General features: G+C 38.9%; 18 protein-coding genes. All 18 read left to right on the forward strand.

The window, feature by feature from the left end; all coding sequences use genetic code 11:
- Positions 1-85: 85 nt before the first annotated feature.
- Complete coding sequence (locus MKY30_RS14185; RefSeq protein ID WP_341084386.1) at positions 86-1186, forward strand: glycerol dehydrogenase; 1101 nt, start codon at positions 86-88, stop codon at positions 1184-1186.
- A 143-nt stretch (positions 1187-1329) separates the two neighbouring features.
- On the forward strand, positions 1330-2028 hold the full coding sequence (locus tag MKY30_RS14190; protein ID WP_339285411.1) for a GntR family transcriptional regulator: 699 nt from the start codon (positions 1330-1332) through the stop codon (positions 2026-2028).
- A gap of 1 nt (position 2029) precedes the next feature.
- On the forward strand, positions 2030-3232 hold the full coding sequence (locus MKY30_RS14195; protein ID WP_147209771.1) for a CaiB/BaiF CoA transferase family protein: 1203 nt from the start codon (positions 2030-2032) through the stop codon (positions 3230-3232).
- Positions 3232-4143 (forward strand): hydroxymethylglutaryl-CoA lyase, encoded by a 912-nt coding sequence (locus tag MKY30_RS14200; protein WP_341084389.1) that lies wholly within the window; start codon positions 3232-3234, stop codon positions 4141-4143. Before MKY30_RS14195 ends, MKY30_RS14200 begins: the two co-directional genes overlap by 1 nt.
- Positions 4140-5162, forward strand: a complete 1023-nt coding sequence (locus MKY30_RS14205) for a TRAP transporter substrate-binding protein (protein ID WP_341084390.1) — start codon at positions 4140-4142, stop codon at positions 5160-5162. The genes MKY30_RS14200 and MKY30_RS14205 overlap by 4 nt, the downstream gene beginning before the upstream one ends.
- A 31-nt stretch (positions 5163-5193) precedes the next feature.
- A complete protein-coding gene (locus tag MKY30_RS14210) occupies positions 5194-5691 on the forward strand; it encodes a TRAP transporter small permease (protein ID WP_147209768.1) in 498 nt (165 codons plus the stop codon).
- Complete coding sequence (locus MKY30_RS14215; protein ID WP_339285418.1) at positions 5688-6962, forward strand: TRAP transporter large permease; 1275 nt, start codon at positions 5688-5690, stop codon at positions 6960-6962. The genes MKY30_RS14210 and MKY30_RS14215 overlap by 4 nt, the downstream gene beginning before the upstream one ends.
- Before the next feature lie 258 nt (positions 6963-7220).
- Positions 7221-8948 (forward strand): adenine deaminase C-terminal domain-containing protein, encoded by a 1728-nt coding sequence (locus MKY30_RS14220; protein ID WP_341084395.1) that lies wholly within the window; start codon positions 7221-7223, stop codon positions 8946-8948.
- A 141-nt stretch (positions 8949-9089) separates the two neighbouring features.
- Entirely contained in the window at positions 9090-9389 is a 300-nt protein-coding gene (locus MKY30_RS14225) for a YerC/YecD family TrpR-related protein (RefSeq protein WP_147209765.1), read from the forward strand.
- Between the two features lie 277 nt (positions 9390-9666).
- Complete coding sequence (locus tag MKY30_RS14230; protein WP_147209764.1) at positions 9667-10461, forward strand: phosphotransferase family protein; 795 nt, start codon at positions 9667-9669, stop codon at positions 10459-10461.
- 200 nt (positions 10462-10661) lie between these two features.
- Positions 10662-11348, forward strand: a complete 687-nt coding sequence (locus tag MKY30_RS14235; protein ID WP_156987261.1) for a heptaprenylglyceryl phosphate synthase — start codon at positions 10662-10664, stop codon at positions 11346-11348.
- Between the two features lie 21 nt (positions 11349-11369).
- The gene (pcrA, locus tag MKY30_RS14240; RefSeq protein WP_341084396.1) at positions 11370-13613 is read left to right on the forward strand and encodes a DNA helicase PcrA; all 2244 of its coding nucleotides are present in this window, start codon (positions 11370-11372) and stop codon (positions 13611-13613) included.
- A 6-nt stretch (positions 13614-13619) separates the two neighbouring features.
- Positions 13620-15629: an NAD-dependent DNA ligase LigA gene (gene ligA / locus MKY30_RS14245; protein ID WP_341084398.1), complete on the forward strand. Its 2010-nt coding sequence runs from the start codon at positions 13620-13622 to the stop codon at positions 15627-15629.
- 6 nt (positions 15630-15635) lie between these two features.
- Positions 15636-16748: a CamS family sex pheromone protein gene (locus MKY30_RS14250; RefSeq protein ID WP_339285425.1), complete on the forward strand. Its 1113-nt coding sequence runs from the start codon at positions 15636-15638 to the stop codon at positions 16746-16748.
- Positions 16749-17065: 317 nt separating this feature from the next.
- Positions 17066-18334: a transcriptional regulator gene (locus MKY30_RS14255; RefSeq protein ID WP_147209759.1), complete on the forward strand. Its 1269-nt coding sequence runs from the start codon at positions 17066-17068 to the stop codon at positions 18332-18334.
- Positions 18335-18626: 292 nt separating this feature from the next.
- Positions 18627-18917: an Asp-tRNA(Asn)/Glu-tRNA(Gln) amidotransferase subunit GatC gene (gene gatC, locus MKY30_RS14260; RefSeq protein ID WP_077603800.1), complete on the forward strand. Its 291-nt coding sequence runs from the start codon at positions 18627-18629 to the stop codon at positions 18915-18917.
- Positions 18918-18934: 17 nt separating this feature from the next.
- Positions 18935-20401, forward strand: a complete 1467-nt coding sequence (gene gatA / locus MKY30_RS14265) for an Asp-tRNA(Asn)/Glu-tRNA(Gln) amidotransferase subunit GatA (RefSeq protein ID WP_341084402.1) — start codon at positions 18935-18937, stop codon at positions 20399-20401.
- Complete coding sequence (gene gatB, locus MKY30_RS14270) at positions 20401-21831, forward strand: Asp-tRNA(Asn)/Glu-tRNA(Gln) amidotransferase subunit GatB (protein ID WP_147209756.1); 1431 nt, start codon at positions 20401-20403, stop codon at positions 21829-21831. Before gatA ends, gatB begins: the two co-directional genes overlap by 1 nt.
- Positions 21832-22094: the final 263 nt, after the last annotated feature.

The raw sequence follows: 22094 nt of genomic DNA on the forward strand, positions 1-22094 counted from the left end.
ACATATAAGCTGCAATTTACTCATGTTTAATAAATTATGAGCTGTGTAATATAATAATTACAAATTTAAGGAATGGAGAGATTATATGCCAAATATTATTTATACTTCACCGAGCAAGTATGTTCAAGGAAAAGGAGCTTTAAAAGAGCTTGGAAAATACGTTGATGCGGTTGGTAAGAAACCATTAATTATATCTGACGAGGTCGTATGGGAAATTACGAAAGAAACCGTTGAAAAAAGTCTAAAAGATGCGAATATCGATTTTCACTTTGTTTCATTTAATGGAGAGGCTTCCTTAAATGAAATCAGCCGTATAGCAGAGGAAGGTAAAAAAGCAGAGGCAGATTTTGTAATTGGAGTCGGTGGCGGAAAAACACTTGATACCGGCAAAGCAGTTGCTGATGAACTGAAGGTCAGTGTTGTTATTGTGCCTTCCACAGCATCAACTGATGCACCGACAAGCGCTCTATCTGTTATTTATAATGATGATGGTGTATTTGAGTCCTATAAATTTTACAATAAAAATCCAGAATTAGTACTTGTTGATACAAAAGTAGTCGCTGGCGCACCGCCTCGATTATTTGCATCAGGAATTGCAGATGCGATGGCGACATGGGTAGAAGCAAGGGCAACGATTAAGAGTAATGGAGAGGCAATGGCTGGAGGTAAAACTAGTATAGCCGCACGTGCTATTGCAGAAGTTTGTGAGAAAACTTTATTTGCCTATGCGCAACCAGCTTATAAAGCAGTAGAAAAAGGGCTGGTAACCAAACACGTGGAGGCTGTGGTGGAAGCAAATACCCTATTATCAGGACTTGGTTTTGAAAGCGGCGGATTGGCGGCGGCACATGCAATTCATAATGGCTTTACAGTACTCGATGGGGATATTCATCATTTGACCCACGGGGAAAAGGTTGCGTATGGTACTTTGACACAGCTCGTACTTGAACTGCATTCGGAAGATGAAATTCAAAAATATATAGCATTCTATCGTTCATTAGGCTTGCCAACTACATTAAAGGAAATACATTTAGATGAAGTATCCTATGAAGATTTGCGAAAAGTTGGAGAAGCAGCAACACAAGAAGGGGAAACAATGAGCAATCTTTCTAAGGAAATTACTGCGGATGACATTGCAGAAGCGATTTTAGCAGTTGATCAATTAAGTAAAAGTAGCCTTCTTTAAAGAGAATAGATTGGATAAATAGAACCGTGTATCCTGTGCAGATACACGGTTCTATTTGCTGTTTACCTAAAGGGAATGGGTATTTTGATTTTATTAAATTTACCTTTAAAAATAGTTTGACTTTTGAATTTTATTGTAATAGTATGAACAATACAAATGTATACTGTATACAAGAGGTGATCGTCATTGTAAATATTGTGAAAAAAACATTAAAGAGTCAGGTATATGATTACTTAAGAGAGCAAATTATTGTCGGAAAATTCAAACCTGGAGAAAGACTGATTGAAGAAAAGATTGGAGAAGAACTGAATGTGAGCAGAAGCCCCATCCGTGAATCGATACGGATGCTGGAGAAGGAAGGGTTTCTGAATTTATCAAAAACAGGCGGTGTTACAGTAGTTGAGCCATCGCTTACAGATTATCAATATCTATATGAGTGCAGGATAGAAATGGAATCTCTTGCTGCTTATTATGCTGCTATGAGGCGGACAGATGAACAACTGCTGATGATGAAGAAGGAAGTAGAGAATACAGTTCTTCATCAAGAAACACAGGATGAAAAACGGGTTACTGTAGCTTTTCATGACATCATTATTGAAGCCAGTGCGAACCCGTTTCTTATATCCATGCTTCGAATGTTGAGAGGTGTTAACAGTTTTTACAGGGAAGTTATTGTTGATAAAGATCCAAAATACAAGGAGATAGCATTTGTAGATCATGAACAAATATGGGAGGCAATTGCCGAACAGGATGCAGATGGTGCAAAAGAATTAATGAAACAGCATATTGAAAGAGATTTTACACATTTTATGAATTTAAACAGAAAAGAGCTGGAGGGATAAGATGCGTACGAAAAAGCCTCTTGAAGGAGTAAGGATATTAGAATTAGGAAATATTGTAGCAGCTCCCTTTGCTGGAAAACTTTTCTCCGAATTTGGAGCAGAGGTTATTAAAGTAGAAGAGCCCACAAATGGAGATCCACTTAGAAACTGGAGAGTGATGTATAAGGATACATCCGTCTGGTGGCATGTCCAATCACGTAATAAAAAATCAATTACAGTCAACCTTCGTGAGGCAGAAGGGCAGGAAATCATTAAAAAACTGACGAAAAAAGCAGACGTTGTTCTGGAGAATTTTAAACCGGGGACTTTGGAAAGATGGGGTTTGGGTTATGAGGCTTTAAAGGAAGTTAATCCATCGGTGATATTAACGAGAATTTCCGGTTACGGGCAGACTGGTCCTTATCGGGAAAAGGCCGGATTTGGCAGTGTTGCAGAAGCTGTTGGAGGTTTAAGATATTTGACAGGATATCCTGATCTGCCGCCAGTTCGAGTCGGGATTGCTATTGGAGACATGGTAGCCGGATTGTATGCAGTTATTGGTACGCTAATGGCACTGCGGGTACGGGATCATGATGAAGAAAAAAGAGGGCAGGAAGTGGATGTCGCTCTCTATGAATCTGTATTTAGTTTATTGGAAGGGATGCTTCCGGAATTTGATTTAACAGGAGAAATTCGTGAGAGAACAGGAAGTACATTGCCTGGCGTTGCACCATCTAATTCATACTTATGTGCGGATGGTTCTTATGTCATTATAGGTGGAAATGGAGACCGGATATTCCAGCGTCTGATGACTGCAATAGGGAAAGAGGATATGGCCATTGATCCAAAATATGCGACAAATCAGGATAGAGTAAATAATGTGGAATATATTGACAAAATAATTGAATCCTGGACAAAACAATATCCGATTGAAGAAGTACAGCGAATCTTAGATGAAGCCTCTGTACCGGTCAGTCCAATTTATAGTATTAAAGATATTATTAATGATGCACATTACAGTGCCCGGGATATGATACAGGAAATTGAGCTGGAGGATGGCAAGAAGGTAAAAACTCCTGGCATTGTTCCAAAGCTCTCAGAAACACCAGGGAAAATAGAGACAAATGGTCCGGCACTTGGTGAGCATAATGAGGAAATCTATAAGGAATTTTTGGACTTCTCCTATGAAGATTTTAAACGGCTAAAGCAGGGAGGAATTATCTGATGTCACAAGTAACCATTATTGATGTAAGCCCCCGCGATGGATTACAGACAGAAACAGAATTAGTTTCTACAGAAGATAAAGTAAAGCTCATTCATAAATTAACAGAAGCAGGGTTAGGAAAAGTTGAGGTTTCTTCTTTTGTTCATCCAAAAAGAGTTCCACAGATGGCGGATGCAGAAGAAGTATTGAAACAGGTTAGCCAAAATGAAAAATTACAGGCTATTGTATTAATCCCAAATCAAAAAGGGTTTATGAGGGCAAGCCATTTTCAGGGACTGGAACTAAACTGGGCAGCATCGGCAACAGAAACATTCAGCGATAAAAATTTAGGAATGACTATGGATAGAAATTTCGAAATATTCAATGATGTGATTAAAGAAGCGAAATCTAAAGGAATAAAGATTTGCTTCTCGATTGCTGTCAGCTTTGGATGTCCTTATGAAGGAAAAGTAAAAGAAGAAAAAGTTCTAAAGCTGGTAGAAAAAGCTGTACAAGCAGGAGCGGACAGAATTGGAATTGCTGATACGATTGGAATTGCAACACCGGATGAGGTAGATAGTCTGTTTAGAAAAGTATTGGATATGGCGGGCGAAACAGAGGTTTCTTTCCATATCCATGATACAAGAGGCTTGGGAATCGCGAATGCATATTCTGCTTATTTGGCAGGTGTACGTATTTTTGAAACAGCAGTCAGCGGTATTGGAGGATGCCCATTTGCTCCAGGATCGGCAGGGAATTTAGCAACGGAAGATTTGGTTTATTTGTTTGAACGTATGGGGATTGATACAGGGATTAATGTAACTAAATTGTTTGAAGCTGCAGATTTTGCAGCAAGTCTTACTTCGAAGATGCCGTTGGGAAGAATACGCCATCTTGATAGAGAGCGTACGGTGAAGGAGATGATTAAATGAAAAAACTATTACGGATTACTTTCTTGCTATTCATGGCAGGAATCATTTTGGCAGCCTGCAGCAATGATAAGCAGGAAACAGAGGCAAGCGGAAAGGAATATGAACCAGCTACGATCCGATTAGCTTATAACCTGCCTGCTGATCACCATATTTCACAGGGTGTTGAAGAATTTGTTAAGAAAATAGAAGAGAAGTCAGATGGGCAGATTGATATGCAGGTTTTTGCGAATGGACAGCTGCTGACAGATAAAGATATGAACCAGTCGCTTTTAACAGGCGGTGTAGAAATGGGAATGAATTCATCCACAATTTGGGCTTCTACTGTACCGGCTATGGGAATATTTGATGTTCCTTATGCATTTGAGACGTACGAAGAAGCTGGGGAAGCATTGAACGGCGAATTGGGAAATGTACTTCGCTCAGAGATGAAAGATGTCGGCGTGAAGGTGCTTATGTTTGCGGATTATGGTTTTGGACAATTTGCGAACAATAAACATCCATTAGAATCACCGGAAGATTTTAAAGGACTGAAAATTCGCAGTGTCGGAGCACTCCCTTCTGAATTTATCCAAGCTTATGGTGCATCGCCTGTATTTATGGGCGGGGGAGAAGTTTATATGGGACTGCAGAGGAAAACAGTTGATGGCGCGACATCTGGAACTACTGCAATGGTGCAGCGTAATTACGATGAAGTAACCGATTATTTAACGGTAAATAATTATGTTTATTTCGAGTTTATTCTTGGAGTAAATAAAGATTTTTGGGATGAATTACCAGAAAAAACACAAAACTTAATCGAGGAAACGGCCAATGAAACAGAAGAATGGATTCGTCACCAGACAAAGCTGGAGGATGAGAGAACCTTACAGGAACTAAAGGATAGAGGGATGGAGGTATATGAAGTACCAGAAGAAGATATTCCTTTATGGAAAGAAGCTTCCATGCCGGTCTGGGAGAGTTTTAAGAATGAGGCTGGAGATGTAGGCGAAGAATTATTAGACATGGTAGATGGCGAATAAAGCTGCTCATCATATAGAAAGGAGTTATATCATGAATAAACTATATCATTTTTCTGATTTACTGATTAAATGGGCTGCTTATTTGTCCGGTATCTTAATATTTATCACGACAATTATGACATTTTATGAAGTGGTAACCAGAGCACTTTTTGGCATGCCGACAATATGGGCCACAGAATTATCCACTTATGCGATTATTGGGAGCTGCTTTTTGGGGACGGCCTATGCAGTCAGAACGTATGCTCATATTACGGTAGATTTAATCGTTAACCGTGTGAACGAGAAAGCACGCGTCGCATTGGCATATGTGTCTAATGCGCTCGGCTTGCTGTTTAGTATTATTCTGGCCTGGTATGGATTTCACCATGTTTTAAAAACATTCGAATTAGGAGTGACTTCTACCTCCTTATTGCGGATACCGATGTATCTGCCGGAAATGTTCATTCCAATAGGCGGCGTTTTACTTATTATCGCATTTATATTACAGCTGATAGATGGCGGTGTACATAAAGGGGGAGATCATCTATGAATTTATTTTTTACAGGAGGTTTAGCGGCACTATTGCTTATTGGTCTCCCCGTAGCTTTTTCTTTAGGGCTGCTGGCTGTGCTGGGGATGTATTTTTTCAATGGCGGAAGCTTTGCCTTTGCGCAAATTCCAATTATTGCCTATAAATCATTGGATGACTTTACTCTAACGGCATTGCCAATGTATGTACTGATGAGTCAAATACTAGTTGTCAGCGGCGTCGGCAGAGATTTATATGAGATGGCAAGCAGATGGTTCAGACATTTTCCTGGAGGCTTAGCTATAGCGACAGTTTTTTGTTGTACGATTTTCTCTGCAATTTCTGGATCCAGTGTTGCTACAGCTGTAACAGTCGGTGCAGTTGCACTTCCAGAAATGGTGCGCCGCGGATACAGAAAGCGGTATGTGCTCGGTTTGCTGGCTGCTGGAGGTACGTTAGGAATTCTTATTCCGCCGAGCGTACCGATGATCCTATACGGATCACTTACTGGTGTATCCGTCGGGAAATTATTCATTGCCGGAATTATACCGGGAATCATACTAACCCTGGCTTTTATGGTCTTTTCATCGATTCAAATGCGGCATATTAAAGAAAAACCTGCTACATGGGCAGAAAGATGGGAAGCTTCCAGAAAAGCAATTTGGGGATTATTACTGCCGATTGTGATTATCGGAGGAATCTATTCAGGGATATTTACACCGACAGAAGCTGCTGCCGTGGGTGTAGTTCTTGCCTTCTTAATTGCTTTACTGGTATATCGAAATCTGACAGCCGATAATTTAAAGCAGATTATCTTATCTACTGTTAAGACAAATGCAATGATTCTATTTATTATCATTGGAGCTATGTTACTTGGATTTATTCTGACTATTTTACAGATTCCGCAAGCAATCACGGAAGCAGCTATATCGTTGGATGTATCGCCATGGGTTATATTTATTCTGATTAACATCGTATTACTTATACTAGGAATGTTTTTGGAGACAATTTCTATATTGGTTATTACAGTACCAATATTGTATCCTATTATAACTGCTCTTGGGTTTGATCCAATATGGTTTGCGATTATCATGGTAATCAATATGGAATTAGCATTAATTTCACCACCGGTAGGATTAAATCTCTTTGTTTTAAAAGGATTGGATAAGAAGAATACAATCATTGAAATTGTTAAAGGGGTCATCCCATATGCTGTGATTATGATTCTATTTATTGTGCTGTTATGCTTCTTCCCGCAAATAGTAACCTATTTAGTGGAGAATGTGCAATGATAGAAAAAATAGGATCTTTATAATGAATGAAGATAGCCGGACTTCTATAAATATGTAGAGCTCCGGCTATCTTTTTGTTTTATATATAAATAAAGTATAAGAAGAAGCTTTAGCAGACATCTCTTTGCAGGAATACTAAAGCTTTAAAGACTAAGAAATTTTCTTATAGAAGGAATTATTGAAAAAATCAACTTTACTATATTAAAGTACTGCAATGTGATAAAATAAAGAAAATGACAAATAGTGGAGAGTTGCTTAATGACATTATGGAGAAATCGAGAATTACGACAGCATATAAGAGTAATTGACGGTTCGGTTGCACCAAGTATTGTCTTAACCAATACAACCTATTTAAATGTATATACAAATCAATGGGTAGAGGCAAATATTTGGATTTATGAGGATCGAATTGTATATGTTGGTGAGAAATTACCGGAAGAAACCACAGAAACAGAGTATTATGATTGCCAGGGGAAATTTGTTGTCCCAGGGTATATTGAACCGCATTCACATCCTTTTCAAGCTGCAAATCCGGAAGTAACAGCAATGCATGCTGCAAAAACAGGAACAACAACATTTGTGAACGATAACTTGACGTGGTACTTACTGCTTAATAAAAAGAAAACGTTCTCCATCATAAATGCTTTCTCTAATTTACCTGTAAGTATGTTCTGGTGGAATCGGTTTGATGGTCAAACAACACTGAAGGATAATCGTATATTTAATACAAAGGATGTGTTGGATTGGGCAGAGCATCCATTGGTAATTCAAGGTGGAGAGCTCACCGACTGGCCAAGCCTGTTAACAGGAGGAGACCGTTTACTTTATTGGATTCAGGAGATGAAGAAGCTGGGGAAACCGATAGAAGGTCACTTGCCTGGAGCATCCTCCCGTACTTTAACCAAGATGAAGCTTTTAGGAATCACCAGTGACCATGAATCGATGTCTGCAGATGATGTTTTAAAAAGACTGGAGCTGGGCTATCGTGTCAGTCTTCGCTATTCACCAATTCGTCCAGATTTACCTGATATTATCGAAGGTCTGCTTGAGAAAGAATTAACGCAGTTTGATAATATAAGTTTTACGATGGATGGACCGACACCTGCCTTTATGAAGGAGGGCATGATAAATGTTTGTATTGAGAAAGCAATTGAAAAAGGCCTGCCTGCAGAGACTGCTTATCGTATGGCGAGTTACCATCCGGCCAGACATTTTAATATGGAAGAAGAATTCGGCAGCATTGCACCGGGGCGCGTAGCTCATTTGAATATTTTATTGGATAAACAAAACCCGCATCCTGAAAGTGTTATCGGCAAAGGGGAATGGATAAAAAAGAATGGAAAAGGAATCTCTTTTCCACCGGTAATTGATTGGAAAAAATATGATATTACACCACTTGAACTTAACTGGGAGTTGACTGAAGAAGATTTGCAGTTTTCCAGCCCAATAGGGATGGATATGGTCAATGATGTAATTATCAAGCCTTATAGTATCGTTTCTGATGTTAGTGCGGAAGAAATTTCTTCTGAAAAACTGGAGCAGTTTATTACATTAATTGATAAAAATGGGGAGTGGCGTGTAAATACAATTATTCGTGGTTTTGCGCCAAAGCTTGGAGCATTAGTCAGCAGTTATTCTGCTACAGGAGATATTATTCTTATTGGCAATTCCAAAAAAGATTTAAGTGTAGCAACAAAACATATGAAAGAGTTAGGCGGAGGCATTGTACTGGTAGACCAGGGTGAAATTTTAGCAGAAATGCCGCTTCCTCTTGGAGGCGTTATGCCAGATAATAGGATGGAAGAATTAATTGAAATGAATGAGAAAATAAAGAAAGTACTGACAGAGCATGGATATGCTTATCAAGATCCAATTTACAGTTTATTATTTCTTTCAGCATTTCATTTACCTTTCTTTCGTATTACACAGCAGGGGTTACTCGATGTGAAAATGAGAGAAATTGTTATTCCGGCCACCATGCGATAAAATCATACGTTGTTCCAATAAAATAAAAGAGCTCTTTATTTTACAGTGATAATCTTTGGTTATGTATAAATATTAACCTTATCATTCTTTCAGGGACAGTTCATGAGAAAGAATGGCAAGAGAAAACAAGGGGGGAAAGAAATGCAAATAGATAAATTACGAGGAGAGCAGCTTGATCAGTTGTTTGATGCCATATTGTCATTAGATACGCGCGAGGAGTGTTATCAATTTTTTGATGATATTGCAACGATGTCAGAGATACAATCCTTATCACAACGGTTACAGGTGGCGAAAATGCTCACAGAAGGAAAGACGTACAGTGCGATAGAGCAGGAAACAAAAGCTTCGACCGCAACTATTTCCCGGGTAAGACGCTGTATTAACTATGGAAGCGATGGTTATAATCTTGTTTTGGAAAGACTGGATGTAAAAGAGAATTAGTTTTAAATTAGATCAATAAAGCATAGAAAGAAAACCTGGACGAATGCTGGTAAGAGCACTTGTTCAGGTTTTTCTTTTTATATAGGCCTCTGTAAAAGGTAACTGTTGATATTTGAAAACTAATCACATTCTCTATATAATCAAAATGAGAACAAACGTTTCTGGGTTGTCGAGACGTGAAAAGTGTTTAGCAATCTATTGAAGCATATTGCTAATTTATCTGTCGTCCTGCTTTAAAGTATAATGGAAGAAAAAAGTTCATGGGGGAGGAGAACAATTGCCACCTATCCATATTGATGAAATTCCAATAGAAATAAAAGAATACTTAAATAAGATAGTCAGTATAAGTTTTCCACGCCAAGGCTATACATCTAATTTGGGAATAATTGAAAGTAACGAGGGAATTTTTGCGCTCAAAAGGACAAAGGGAGCATTATTTAATGCCATGTTAAAGAAGGAAGTTTCGATTCTAAATTGTTTAAACAAGGAGACAGAATTACCTGTTCCCAAAATGAAAATATTCGTAGAACATAATAATATCGAAGAATCTTGGGCGCTTATAGACTTTATTAAAGGAGAAACAGTAAGAACGGCCTTATTAAATCAGGACAACAATCAAAAACGGCAGGAAATTATATTTAATTTTGGCAGCATCTTGTCTGAAATCCACTCAACCCCATGTCCTGATGAGCTTATAAATGAACAACTATGGCTTGATAAAATGTTATACCAGGCCGAATATAACTTCAATAATTACGAGGTTGACGGCACGAAAGAGTTACTGGAAAGGTTGAAAGTAAAAAAACCAAAAAAGTATAAACAAACGCTGATTCATGGAGATTTTACGATTGATAATGTTATGGTTTCCAATGGATCAATTACCGGAGTTATTGATTGGAGCGGCGGAGCCTATGGTGATCCCCGGTATGACGTATCTTTAGCCATCCGCCCTAAACCAAATGTCTTTGTTAATGAAAGAGATAAGCAAATCTTTTTTGAAGGCTATGGAGGAACGATAATTGATAAGGATGATTACAATTATTTTGCCAATGGGCTATATGAATTTTTTTAACATTTCAATGGTGATGTTAAAAATTATGAAAGAGGTTCTATGTATGAGGGCTCCTTTTAAATCCAGGCAGATATTTATATGAAACAGCAGCTGGGCTTTATATAAAAGAACCATAAATCTTTACCTTATCCGTTCTAATAAATTGCCGATTTTTGTTATAATGAAGAAATGAATGTAACAATGGAGGATTAGTAACTAATATGAATATAAATGAATGGAAACATATGTTTAAATTGGATCCGGCAAAGGAAATATCTGATGAAGATTTAGATAAAGTATGTGAATCCGGGACTGATGCAATTATTGTCGGGGGTACAGATGATGTCACGTTAGATGGCGTTCTGGATTTATTGTCGAGAATACGCAGGGCTCACATGGTTCCGGTTGTTTTGGAAATATCTAATGAAGAGGCATTAACACCAGGGTTTGATTACTATTTTGTACCTTTGGTGCTGAATTCGAAAGAGAAAAAATATGTGATGGATATCCAACAGAAAGCCATCAAAGAATATATCGACATGATGGAGTATAGTGAGGTATACTTTGAAGGTTACTGCATTTTAAACCCGGAAGCAAAAGCCTTCCAGCATACGAATTGTGAGCTGCCGGAAACAGATGATGTAAAAGCATACGCTTATATGGCAGAGCATGTCTTTCATCTGCCTATTTTTTATGTGGAGTACAGTGGTATCTACGGTGATACAGAAGTTATCCGTGAGGTAAAAGCAGAGCTTGATAAGACAAAGCTTTTCTACGGAGGGGGTATCGAGACTCCGGAGCAGGCCAAAGAGATGAAGGAACATGCTGACGCAATTATTGTTGGAAACAGCATTTATACGAATTTAAAACAAGCGCTCAAGACAGTGGACGCTGTTAAAAGAGAATAAGCTCAGGAAGGAAGATGTAACATGGAGCAAACGCTTGAAGCGATGATAAATACATTAAACCCGGAGCAGCAGAAGGCTGTACGGCATACAGAAGGGCCACTCCTGATTATGGCAGGGGCAGGCAGCGGGAAGACACGTGTATTAACACACCGGATTGCTTATTTGATGGGAGAAAAGGAAGTAGCTCCACGAAATATTCTGGCGATCACCTTTACCAATAAGGCTGCGAGAGAAATGAAGGAACGTGTAGCAAAACTGGTCGGTCCTCAAGGCCAATACATGTGGGTTTCTACCTTTCACTCGATGTGTGTCCGGATTTTACGCCGGGATATTGACCGGATTGGATACTCTTCGAACTTTTCTATTTTGGATAGTGGAGACCAATTATCTGTTATAAAGCAAGTCCTTAAAAATTTAAATATTGATCCAAAGAAATTTGATCCCCGGGCGATGCTTGGACAAATCAGTGCAGCAAAAAATGAACTGATTACGGAAGAAGAGTTTGCGAAAAATGCTGGTAACTTCTATGACCGGCAGGTGTCACAGGTCTATGAAGGCTATCAAAAAATGCTGCGGAAAAATCAATCCTTAGATTTTGATGACTTGATAATGCAAACCATCCATTTATTTGATCGCGTGCCAGAAGTTTTAGAATATTATCAGAGACGTTTTCAATATATCCATGTAGATGAGTATCAGGATACAAACCATGCGCAATACTACCTGGTAAAGCAGCTTGCTGAAAAGTATCAAAATTTATGTGTTGTCGGTGACTCGGACCAGTCTATTTACCGTTGGCGCGGGGCAGATATTACAAATATCCTGTCCTTTGAAAAAGACTACCCTTCTGTAAAAACAGTGATGCTGGAGCAAAATTACCGTTCTACCAAGTCTATTTTACAGGCAGCAAACAAAGTAATTGGAAATAATTCCGGCCGTAAGCCGAAAAATCTTTGGACGGATAATGATGATGGAAAAAAGATATCCTATTATAAAGGAGCAACTGAGCAGGAGGAAGCACTGTATGTTGCAGATACCATTCAGCAATTAACCCGATCAGGCAAATATCAGCCAAGTGATATTGCGATTTTATATCGTACCAATGCACAATCCCGTGCAATAGAGGACACCTTTGTAAAATCAGCTATCAGCTATCAGATGATCGGCGGCACGAAGTTCTATGACCGTAAAGAAATTAAGGATATGATTGCTTATTTAAGATTAATTACTAATCCCGATGATGATATCAGCTTTCAGCGCGTGGTAAATGAACCGAAAAGAGGAATTGGAAAAACATCGATTGAACGTTTGCAGGCATATGCTGCAGAGCATGATATTTCCCTTTATGAAGCAGTAAAGGAAGTTGATTTCACAGGTGTTTCGAAAAAAGCTGCCAATGCCTTAGCTGGATTTCAGGACCTTATTCGTTCTCTCACACAGCAGCAGGAATTTTTAACTGCAACGGACATGGTAGAAGCTGTGCTGGAGCGGACAGGCTATGAGGAAATGCTGAATAATGAACGTTCTATTGAGGCACAATCGAGATTAGAGAACTTAGAAGAGTTTAAAACCGTTACACAGGAATTTGAAAAAGCAAATGAAGATAAAACACTCATTGCCTTTTTAACTGATTTGGCATTGATTGCGGATATTGATCGTGTCGATGAAGAAGACCCTGATCACTCTCAAAAAATTACCATGATGACACTGCATGCAGCAAAAGGATTAGAATTTCCTGTTGTTTTCTTAATTGGGATGGAAGAGAATGTATTTCCGCATAGCCGTTCTATGTTTGATGAGGAAGAGATGGAGGAAGAGCGCCGTCTTGCTTATGTCGGCATTACAAGAGCGGAGCAGGAGCTCTACCTGACTCATGCGCAAATGCGTACATTATATGGGCGCACTAACATGAACCCGATCAGCCGTTTTATTGATGAAATCCCTGAGGAATTACTGGAAGGAAGAGAAGCGGCTCAAAAATCTCCATTTGGCGGAGGCGGCAGTTTGCAAAACAGATTTGGTATGAAGCAGAAGCAGGAAGCTCCTCCCAAAAGACGTGCCGAGAAAATCCAAGGCCCTAAATCCAGCGGTGCAGAATCAAAAGACTGGTCGGTCGGTGATAAAGCAGCGCATAAGAAATGGGGAGTCGGAACTGTTGTAAGAGTCCAGGGTGAAGGGGATAAGCTGGAACTGGATGTAGCATTTCCAGCTCCAGTCGGAATCAAACGTCTTCTTGCAAAATTTGCCCCAATAACAAAGGAGTAAAGCAGAATGAATAAACAAGAAATAAAAGAACGTATGGACTCACTTGTAGAAGTACTTAACCAATATGGTTATTCCTATTATGTATTGGACAATCCGACTGTCCCTGACGCAGAATATGATAAGAAATTACGGGAACTTGAGGATTTAGAAAAAGAATATCCCGAATTTGCGAGAGAAGATTCTCCTACGCAGCGAATTGGCGGAGAGCCGCTCGATGCCTTTCGAAAGGTAACACATGAAACTCCGATGATGAGCTTAGGCAATGCTTTTAATGAACAGGATTTAAGAGACTTTGCCAGACGTGCTACAGAAGGAGTTTCCGGTGCTGTTACTTTTGTATGTGAACTGAAAATAGATGGTTTAGCCATTTCCCTGAAATTTCAGGATGGCAAGTTTGTTCTGGGCTCTACCAGAGGCGATGGGAGAGTCGGCGAGGATATTACATCTAACCTGCGCACGATACGAAGTATCCCATTAAGCATTAACGAACCTGGGACCTTAGAAGTCCGCGGGGAAGCTTTTATGCCGCATAAGTCTTTTTTAGCACTCAATGAAGAGCGGGAAGAAAAGGGGGAAGAGCCTTTTGCCAATCCAAGAAATGCAGCTGCCGGATCATTGAGACAGCTGGACCCGAAAATAGCAGCTAAGCGTAATCTGGATATTTTTCTGTACGGGGTGGGCGAATGGGATAATAACGATATAACAAGTCATAGCGAAAGTTTAGAGGCTTTGCATCAGCTTGGATTTAAAACAAACAAAGAATGGAAAAAAGCTGAGAGTATTGAAGAGGTTTTGGAGTATGTTGCATACTGGACGGAGCATCGTAAGGATTTAAATTATGAAATAGACGGCATAGTTGTAAAAGTAGACAGCCTGGATCATCAGGATGAACTAGGGTTTACTGCAAAAAGTCCGCGCTGGGCGATTGCTTATAAATTCCCTGCAGAAGAAGTAATAACAACATTAAAGGATATTCAATTAAGCATCGGCAGAACCGGGGTCGTAACTCCTACTGCAATTCTGGAGCCGGTTCGCATAGCGGGATCCACTGTGCAGCGGGCATCCCTGCATAATGAAGATTTAATTCGTGAGCAGGATATTCGGATCGGTGATCAGGTTGTTATCAAAAAAGCAGGAGATATTATTCCAAAGGTTGTCCGTTCGATTATCGAACAGCGGACAGGTGAAGAAGAAGAATTTCATATGCCTGAGAAATGTCCTGCATGCGGCAATGAACTTGTCCGTCTGGAGGGAGAAGTAGCATTACGCTGTATCAATCCGAATTGTCCGGCACAATTGATGGAAGGTTTGATCCATTTTGTATCCAGGAATGCGATGAATATTGACGGTTTAGGGGAAAAGGTAATTATTCAGCTTTTCCATGAGGATTTGGTTCATACCATTGCGGATTTGTATCGGCTGCAAAAAGAAGATCTGTTGAATTTAGAACGGATGGGCGAGAAGTCTGTTGCCAATCTTTTGAATGCAATAGAAGCCTCAAAGGAAAATTCTTTGGAAAGATTACTGTTTGGACTTGGCATCCGTTTTATCGGTTCTAAAGCAGCACAGATATTAGCAATGGAATTTGAGACAATGGAGCATCTGCAAAAAGCAACCTTTGAAGAGATTGTAGCCATTGAAGAAATAGGGGATAAAATGGCAGATTCGATTGTCCGTTATTTTGAAGAAGAAAAAGTTATACAGCTATTGAAGGAATTAAGTGAGTTAGGTGTGAATATGACATATACCGGTCAGCGAAGATCAGAAATTGCAACAGATAGCTTATTCTCTGGAAAAACAGTTGTATTGACTGGTAAAATGGAACAGTATACCAGAAAAGAAGCGAAAGAGCTGATTGAATCCTTAGGTGGATCCGTAACAGGCAGTGTAAGTAAAAAAACAGATTTAGTTATTGCCGGAGCAGATGCCGGTTCAAAGCTGGAAAAAGCTGAAAAGCTGGGCGTAGAAGTATGGGGCGAAACAGAGTTAAAAGAAGCGGCTCAGGGAGAGGAGTGATTAGCTTTGAAAAAATGGATAGCATCCATTGCTGTAATAGCGCTGATCTTAAGCGGATGTACGCAGCAATCATCAGATGAGGAAGAGGTTGTACAGGATGACCCGGAACAGGAAGAAACCTCCATCGTGCCAAGCAATAGACTTTCTGGTGATAATTACCGAATGATTTTACCGTATAAACCGAGTGAAGCAAGAGGAGTTATAACAAGGCAGGTAGCAAATCGTGTGGATATTGATGAGATGGAAGAAGGGCTGCGCCGTCTTTCAAAGGATTACTATAACCCAGATGATTATTACTTCCAAGAAGGACAATATTTTGACTCCAGTCGTGTTACGGATTGGATAGATCAGCTGAATCCGGAAGTAGAAAAAGGCTCAGATGAAAAAACATTCCGGGAAAATCCGCGTTATCTGACGCATGTATTAGAGCAGAATTATTTAAAGTCCACGGAAGGCGGTAACGCTAATTTGGAAGGAATTTCTATTGGACTTGCGATGAAATCTGTTTATGAATTTCAGACAGATACTGGCGAACCCTCTCAATATGAAGAAATTTCTGAGAGTGAGATGATGGAACAGGCGACAGAGATTGCACAGAGTATTGTCAATGATATACGTGAAAATGACGAAGAATTAAGTGATATTCCTATTATGATTGCTGTATATAGAGAAGAAGAAAAATCTTCTCCTGTACCGGGAAATTTTGTTGCTAAAACAAGTGTTGCCGGTGGAAGCAATTCCATGGATGGCTGGGATGATGTAGAGGAAGAGAATATTCTTTTCCCATCTGATGAAGGACAGGAAAAATATTATGATGACCAGGAGCGTGTAACAAACTTCGGAAATGAAATTCGGAAATTTTTCCCTAACTACGTCGGTATGGTAGGAGAAGGCTTCTATATAGATGGAGAGCTGCAGAAATTACGTATTGATGTGCCAATCGAATTTTATGGCAAGGGAGAAATTATTGGATTTACGCAATATGTGGATGGACTTATTGACGATATATTTCCGAACTATTATGACATAGAGATTAATATTACCTCCAGCCAGAAGACGGAAAGCCTGCTGTACCGTAATGCCGGTGAAGATGATATTCAGGTTCATATTTATGATTAAGAAGGATAAATCTTTTAAACTTTAGAAAATTTACTGTTATTAGCTGTTTTATCAGTTAGTGGCAGTGGATTTTCTTTTTTTGAGAAAATTTTTCGGAAAAATGAATGTTAATTAGAGTTTTTGATGCTTATTTTCCCAAATTGAAGAGGGGCAGAGTATGGTACAATAAATGTATAGAAATTATAAAGGTAGAGGGAATAAGTTAATAAAATAGCTTACAAACTAATTAAAAACATTTGAACTGATTTTCTTTATTTATGAAAAGAAGAAATAGGATAAGCTATAAAAGTTTAAAAAATCGTGGGGTGAGAGAAAATATGATAGCAATCGGGACATACATTAAAATTCAACGCACGAAGCAGAAAATGACTTTAGGGGAGCTGTCGGAGGGAATTGTTTCCTTATCCTATTTATCTAAGATTGAAAATCAAAAAACAGAACCTAATGAGGATATAATAAGGAAATTATGTCAACGTCTGAGTATTACAACGGATCATAGTCAGGATGAGGAAATAGGAGAACTATGTAGGAACTGGTATACAATGCTGGATGAGAGCAGCAACGAGCATGATATGGAAGCATCATATAGAGAAATTCAGGATCTGATGGATAAAAACTATTCCAATCACCTTATTATGTTCGAGATTCATAAAATTAAATATTTTTTATTAATTGACAGAAAGGATCTTGCTGCCAATAAAATTACCCAATTAAAAGAAGCTGTGAATACATTCAGCATCGAAGAACAATATTACTGGTATAAATTTAACGGCCGCTATAGTTACGCCTTGAAGAACTACTATCACTCCATGTATCAATATAAACGGGCAGAAAAGATTACAGAGAGTTACCGATTGGATGAGGAGGCGGAAGCTGACCTGAAGTATTGTATTTCTATGACGCATTCCAGGTTAAGAAATTCTCTGGAAGCAATTGAATATGCGGACGAAGCTCTGGAAATGTATATGAAACAATATAATTTCTTACGTTGTGCACGTGCCCACAATATCTTAGGGATATGTTATAGTCATATTAAATTTTATGAAAAGGCTCTTAAGAATTTCACGCTCGGCTTACAGCTTGCACAAACAATCAATGATAAAAATATAATTCAAAAAATCTACCAGAATATTGGTTATCTATATGCGTCGAAAGGTGATTCAACAAAAGCAATTGAATACTATAAAAAGGTTCTGGGTAATCAAGAGGTGCACGGTAGTATTAAAGTAGAGGTAGCATCGTTACTTGTACGTGAATACTATCATTCAAATTATTATGATGAAGCTGAAGAATACATTGATTATGGATTAAGTGCATTTTATGATCTGAAGGATAAACAGCCATACGTAATATATAAATATATTTTACGGAGCTACAGTTATTTATTAGATGAACAATTAGAACAGTTCGAGCAGTTGTTAGTTAATGATCTCCTGCCGTTGTTAAAGAAACAAAAGGACTATGGTAATTTCATTCTCTACTCTGAATTTTTAGCGAAGCATTATGAAAGTAATAATAATTACAAAGATGCTGCACAGCATTATAGAGAAGCAAGCCAAATTTACAAACATATAGCACATATTTAGTGTTGTTTTAATATTTAAAACCAAGTTATTCTATGCTATTAATTGCACATATAGAATGATTTGGTTTTTTGTATTGAATGTATAAACTTGCCTTGTATGGGCTGGTTTTGCTATTATCAATAGTGTTAAATAAATTAACATTGTTTAATTATTATATAAAGTTAATTCTTATATTATGATATAATATTAATTTGTTGAACATTATAAATAACCCTGCAACCATGCTGGAATATAAGTGCTATTACGGTAGCATATTATAAATATAACTACTACAATTTTGGAGGTTAAACGAATGGCAGAGATTTCAAAAGAGCAAGTGAAGCACGTAGCTAATCTGGCACGCTTAGAATTTGATGATGAAGCCGTTGAGCAAATGGCGAACGAGCTGAGTGCAATCATTGAATATGCTGAACAGCTGAATGAGTTAGATACAGAGAATGTGAAGCCGACAACGCACGTATTGGATTTGAAAAATGTGATGCGTAAAGACGAACCTAAAAAATGGATTACACAAGAGGAAGCATTGAAGAATGCTCCAGATCAAAAAGATGGGCAGATCCGCGTGCCATCGATCTTAGAATAAAGGAGGGAATAGGATTCATGTCTTTGTTTGACTATACAATAAAAGAATTAGAAGCAAAATTACATAATCATGAGATTACTGTAGAAGATTTAGTAAAAGAGTCTTACGCACAAATTAAAAAAGTGGATGGAGATGTCCATGCATTCTTAACACTTGATGAAGAAAAAGCATTGGAAAAAGCGCGAGAATTGGACAAGTGCGAGGATAAATCCGGTATCTTATTCGGTATTCCGGCAGGTATTAAGGATAATATCGTAACGAAAGGGCTTCGTACTACCTGTGCAAGTCAGTTTTTAGATAACTTTACAGATCCGCTGTACAATGCAACCGTTGTTGACAAGCTGGATGCTGAAAATCCGGTTGCTGTCGGCAAATTAAATATGGATGAATTCGCAATGGGTTCTTCCAATGAAAATTCAGGATACGAACCGACTCGTAATCCATGGAATATAGATCATGTTCCCGGCGGTTCCAGTGGTGGATCAGCTGCAGCAGTAGCAGCAGGTGAAGTATTGTTTTCACTTGGTTCTGATACAGGCGGATCTATCCGTCAGCCGGCAGCATTCTGTGGAGTTGTAGGAATGAAGCCGACATATGGCCGTGTGTCTCGTTTTGGTCTTGTGGCATTCGCCTCTTCATTAGACCAGATTGGCCCGTTAACTCGTACAGTAGAGGATAATGCACGCGTGCTGGAAGTTATTGCTGGTCATGACAAAATGGATTCTACCAGTGCGGATGTAGATGTTCCGGCTTATACAGAAGCATTAACCGGTGACGTGAAAGGCTTAAAAATCGCTGTACCCAAAGAATACCTCGCAGAAGGTGTTTCTGAAGAAGTGAAGAATTCTGTGATGGAAGCATTAAAGGTCTATGAATCACTTGGTGCAACCTGGGAAGAGGTTTCTTTACCGCATTCTAAATATGCCTTGGCAACTTATTATCTACTATCATCCTCAGAAGCATCTGCGAACTTAGCACGTTTTGACGGCGTCCGCTATGGTGTTCGCTCAGAGAATGCAGAAAATATGCTGGATATGTTCGTGAAATCCCGCAGTGAAGGCTTTGGTGATGAAGTAAAACGCCGTATTATGCTTGGAACGTTTGCGCTTAGCTCCGGATACTACGATGCTTACTATAAAAAAGCGCAAAAGGTACGTACATTAATTAAAAATGATTTTGATAAAATTTTAGAAGAATATGATGTGATTGTTGGACCGACAACACCAACACCAGCGTTTAAAGTTGGAGAAAAAACAAGCGATCCTTTAACCATGTATGTGAATGATATCCTGACCATTCCTGTTAACTTAGCAGGTGTGCCTGGAATATCTATTCCATGCGATTTCTCTGAAGAAGGGCTGCCGATCGGCTTGCAGATTATTGGAAACTATTTTGATGAAAGCACTGTTTATCGTGCTGCACACGCATTTGAACAAGCAACAGAACACCATAAAAAACGACCTCAACTGGGAGGTGCCAAGTAATGAATTTCGAAACAATTATTGGACTTGAGGTACACGTAGAACTAAAAACAGCATCAAAAATCTTCAGCCCGAGTACGAATGAATTTGGTTCAGCACCAAATACAAATGTGAATCCAATTGATTTGGGTTATCCCGGAACATTACCGGTGTTAAATGAAGAAGCGGTAAACTTTGCAATGAAGGCTGCAATGGCGCTCAATTGCGAGGTAGCAACTGATACAAAATTTGATCGTAAAAACTATTTCTATCCAGATAATCCGAAAGCCTATCAAATCTCGCAATTTGATCAGCCAATTGGTGAGCATGGCTGGATTGAAATTGAAGTAAATGGCAAGAAGAAAAAAATCGGCATCACCCGCCTGCATTTAGAAGAGGATGCAGGAAAACTGACACATGGGGAAGATGGCTATTCCTATGTCGACTACAATCGTCAGGGAACACCATTGATTGAAATTGTGTCTGAACCGGATATGCGTTCTCCGGAAGAAGCTTATGCATACTTGGAGAAGCTGAAAAATATTATTCAATATACAGGTGTATCTGATGTGAAGATGCAGGAAGGTTCTTTGCGCTGTGATGCCAATATTTCACTACGTCCAATCGGACAAGAAGAATTTGGTACAAAAGCAGAATTGAAAAACTTAAACTCCTTCTCCTTTGTACAAAAAGGATTAGAATTTGAAGAAAAACGCCAGGAAAAAGTACTATTATCCGGTGGAGAAATCCTGCAGGAAACACGCCGTTACGATGAAAAAACAAAAGAAACCATTCTTATGCGTATCAAAGAAGGATCTGATGACTATCGTTATTTCCCAGAACCGGATCTTGTTCCGCTGTATATTGATGAGGCATGGAAGGAACGAATCCGCAATGAAATTCCTGAGCTTCCAGATGCAAGAAGAGCCCGCTATGTGAGTGAGTTAGGTTTGTCTGAATATGATGCCAATGTTTTAACAGCGTCCAAGCAGATGTCTGATTTCTTTGAAGAAGCAGTAGGCTATGGAGCTGATGTGAAACAAGTATCCAACTGGTTAATGGGAGAAGTTTCCGCATATATGAATAAACATTATAAAGAAATTGAAGAGCTGGCCATTACACCAGATGCTCTGGCGAAAATGGTTAAACTGATTGAGGATGGTACAATCTCATCTAAAATTGCGAAGAAGGTATTCGCCGAACTGGTTGAAAATGGCGGAGATCCGGAAAAAATCGTTGAAGAAAAAGGTCTGGTTCAAATCTCTGATCCAGAGCAATTAAAACAGATTGTAAATGAAATTCTTGATCAAAATGAACAATCTATTATTGATTTCAAGGATGGAAAGAAAAAAGCAAAAGGCTTCCTGGTAGGGCAAATTATGAAAGCAACAAAAGGCCAGGCGAACCCGCCGCTTGTAAATCAGATTCTTGCAGCCGAGCTAGAGAAAAGATAAGCTCTCTTGATAAAAAAGCAAAAAGAATAGGTAATACCTAACAGATGGGCTGTCGCAGAAATTAGATGTGGCAGCCTATCCAATGGGAAAAAGATGAAAAAATCATTAGCAGCCATTGTAGAAAACAGTTTCGTTTTATCGAAGCCTGTTATTTTTTGTTCATTTTGCTTTTCAAACATATAAAAAAGGGCTATGATATGGATTAGGTGAGTTTGTTTAATAGGGAAGCATATAGTATGGTTTCAGAGATTTTTTCTGGAGAC

The sequence above is a fragment of the Oceanobacillus sp. FSL W8-0428 genome (genome assembly GCF_038004405.1).
In the GTDB taxonomy this organism is placed as follows: Bacteria; Bacillota; Bacilli; order Bacillales; family Amphibacillaceae; genus Oceanobacillus; species Oceanobacillus sojae.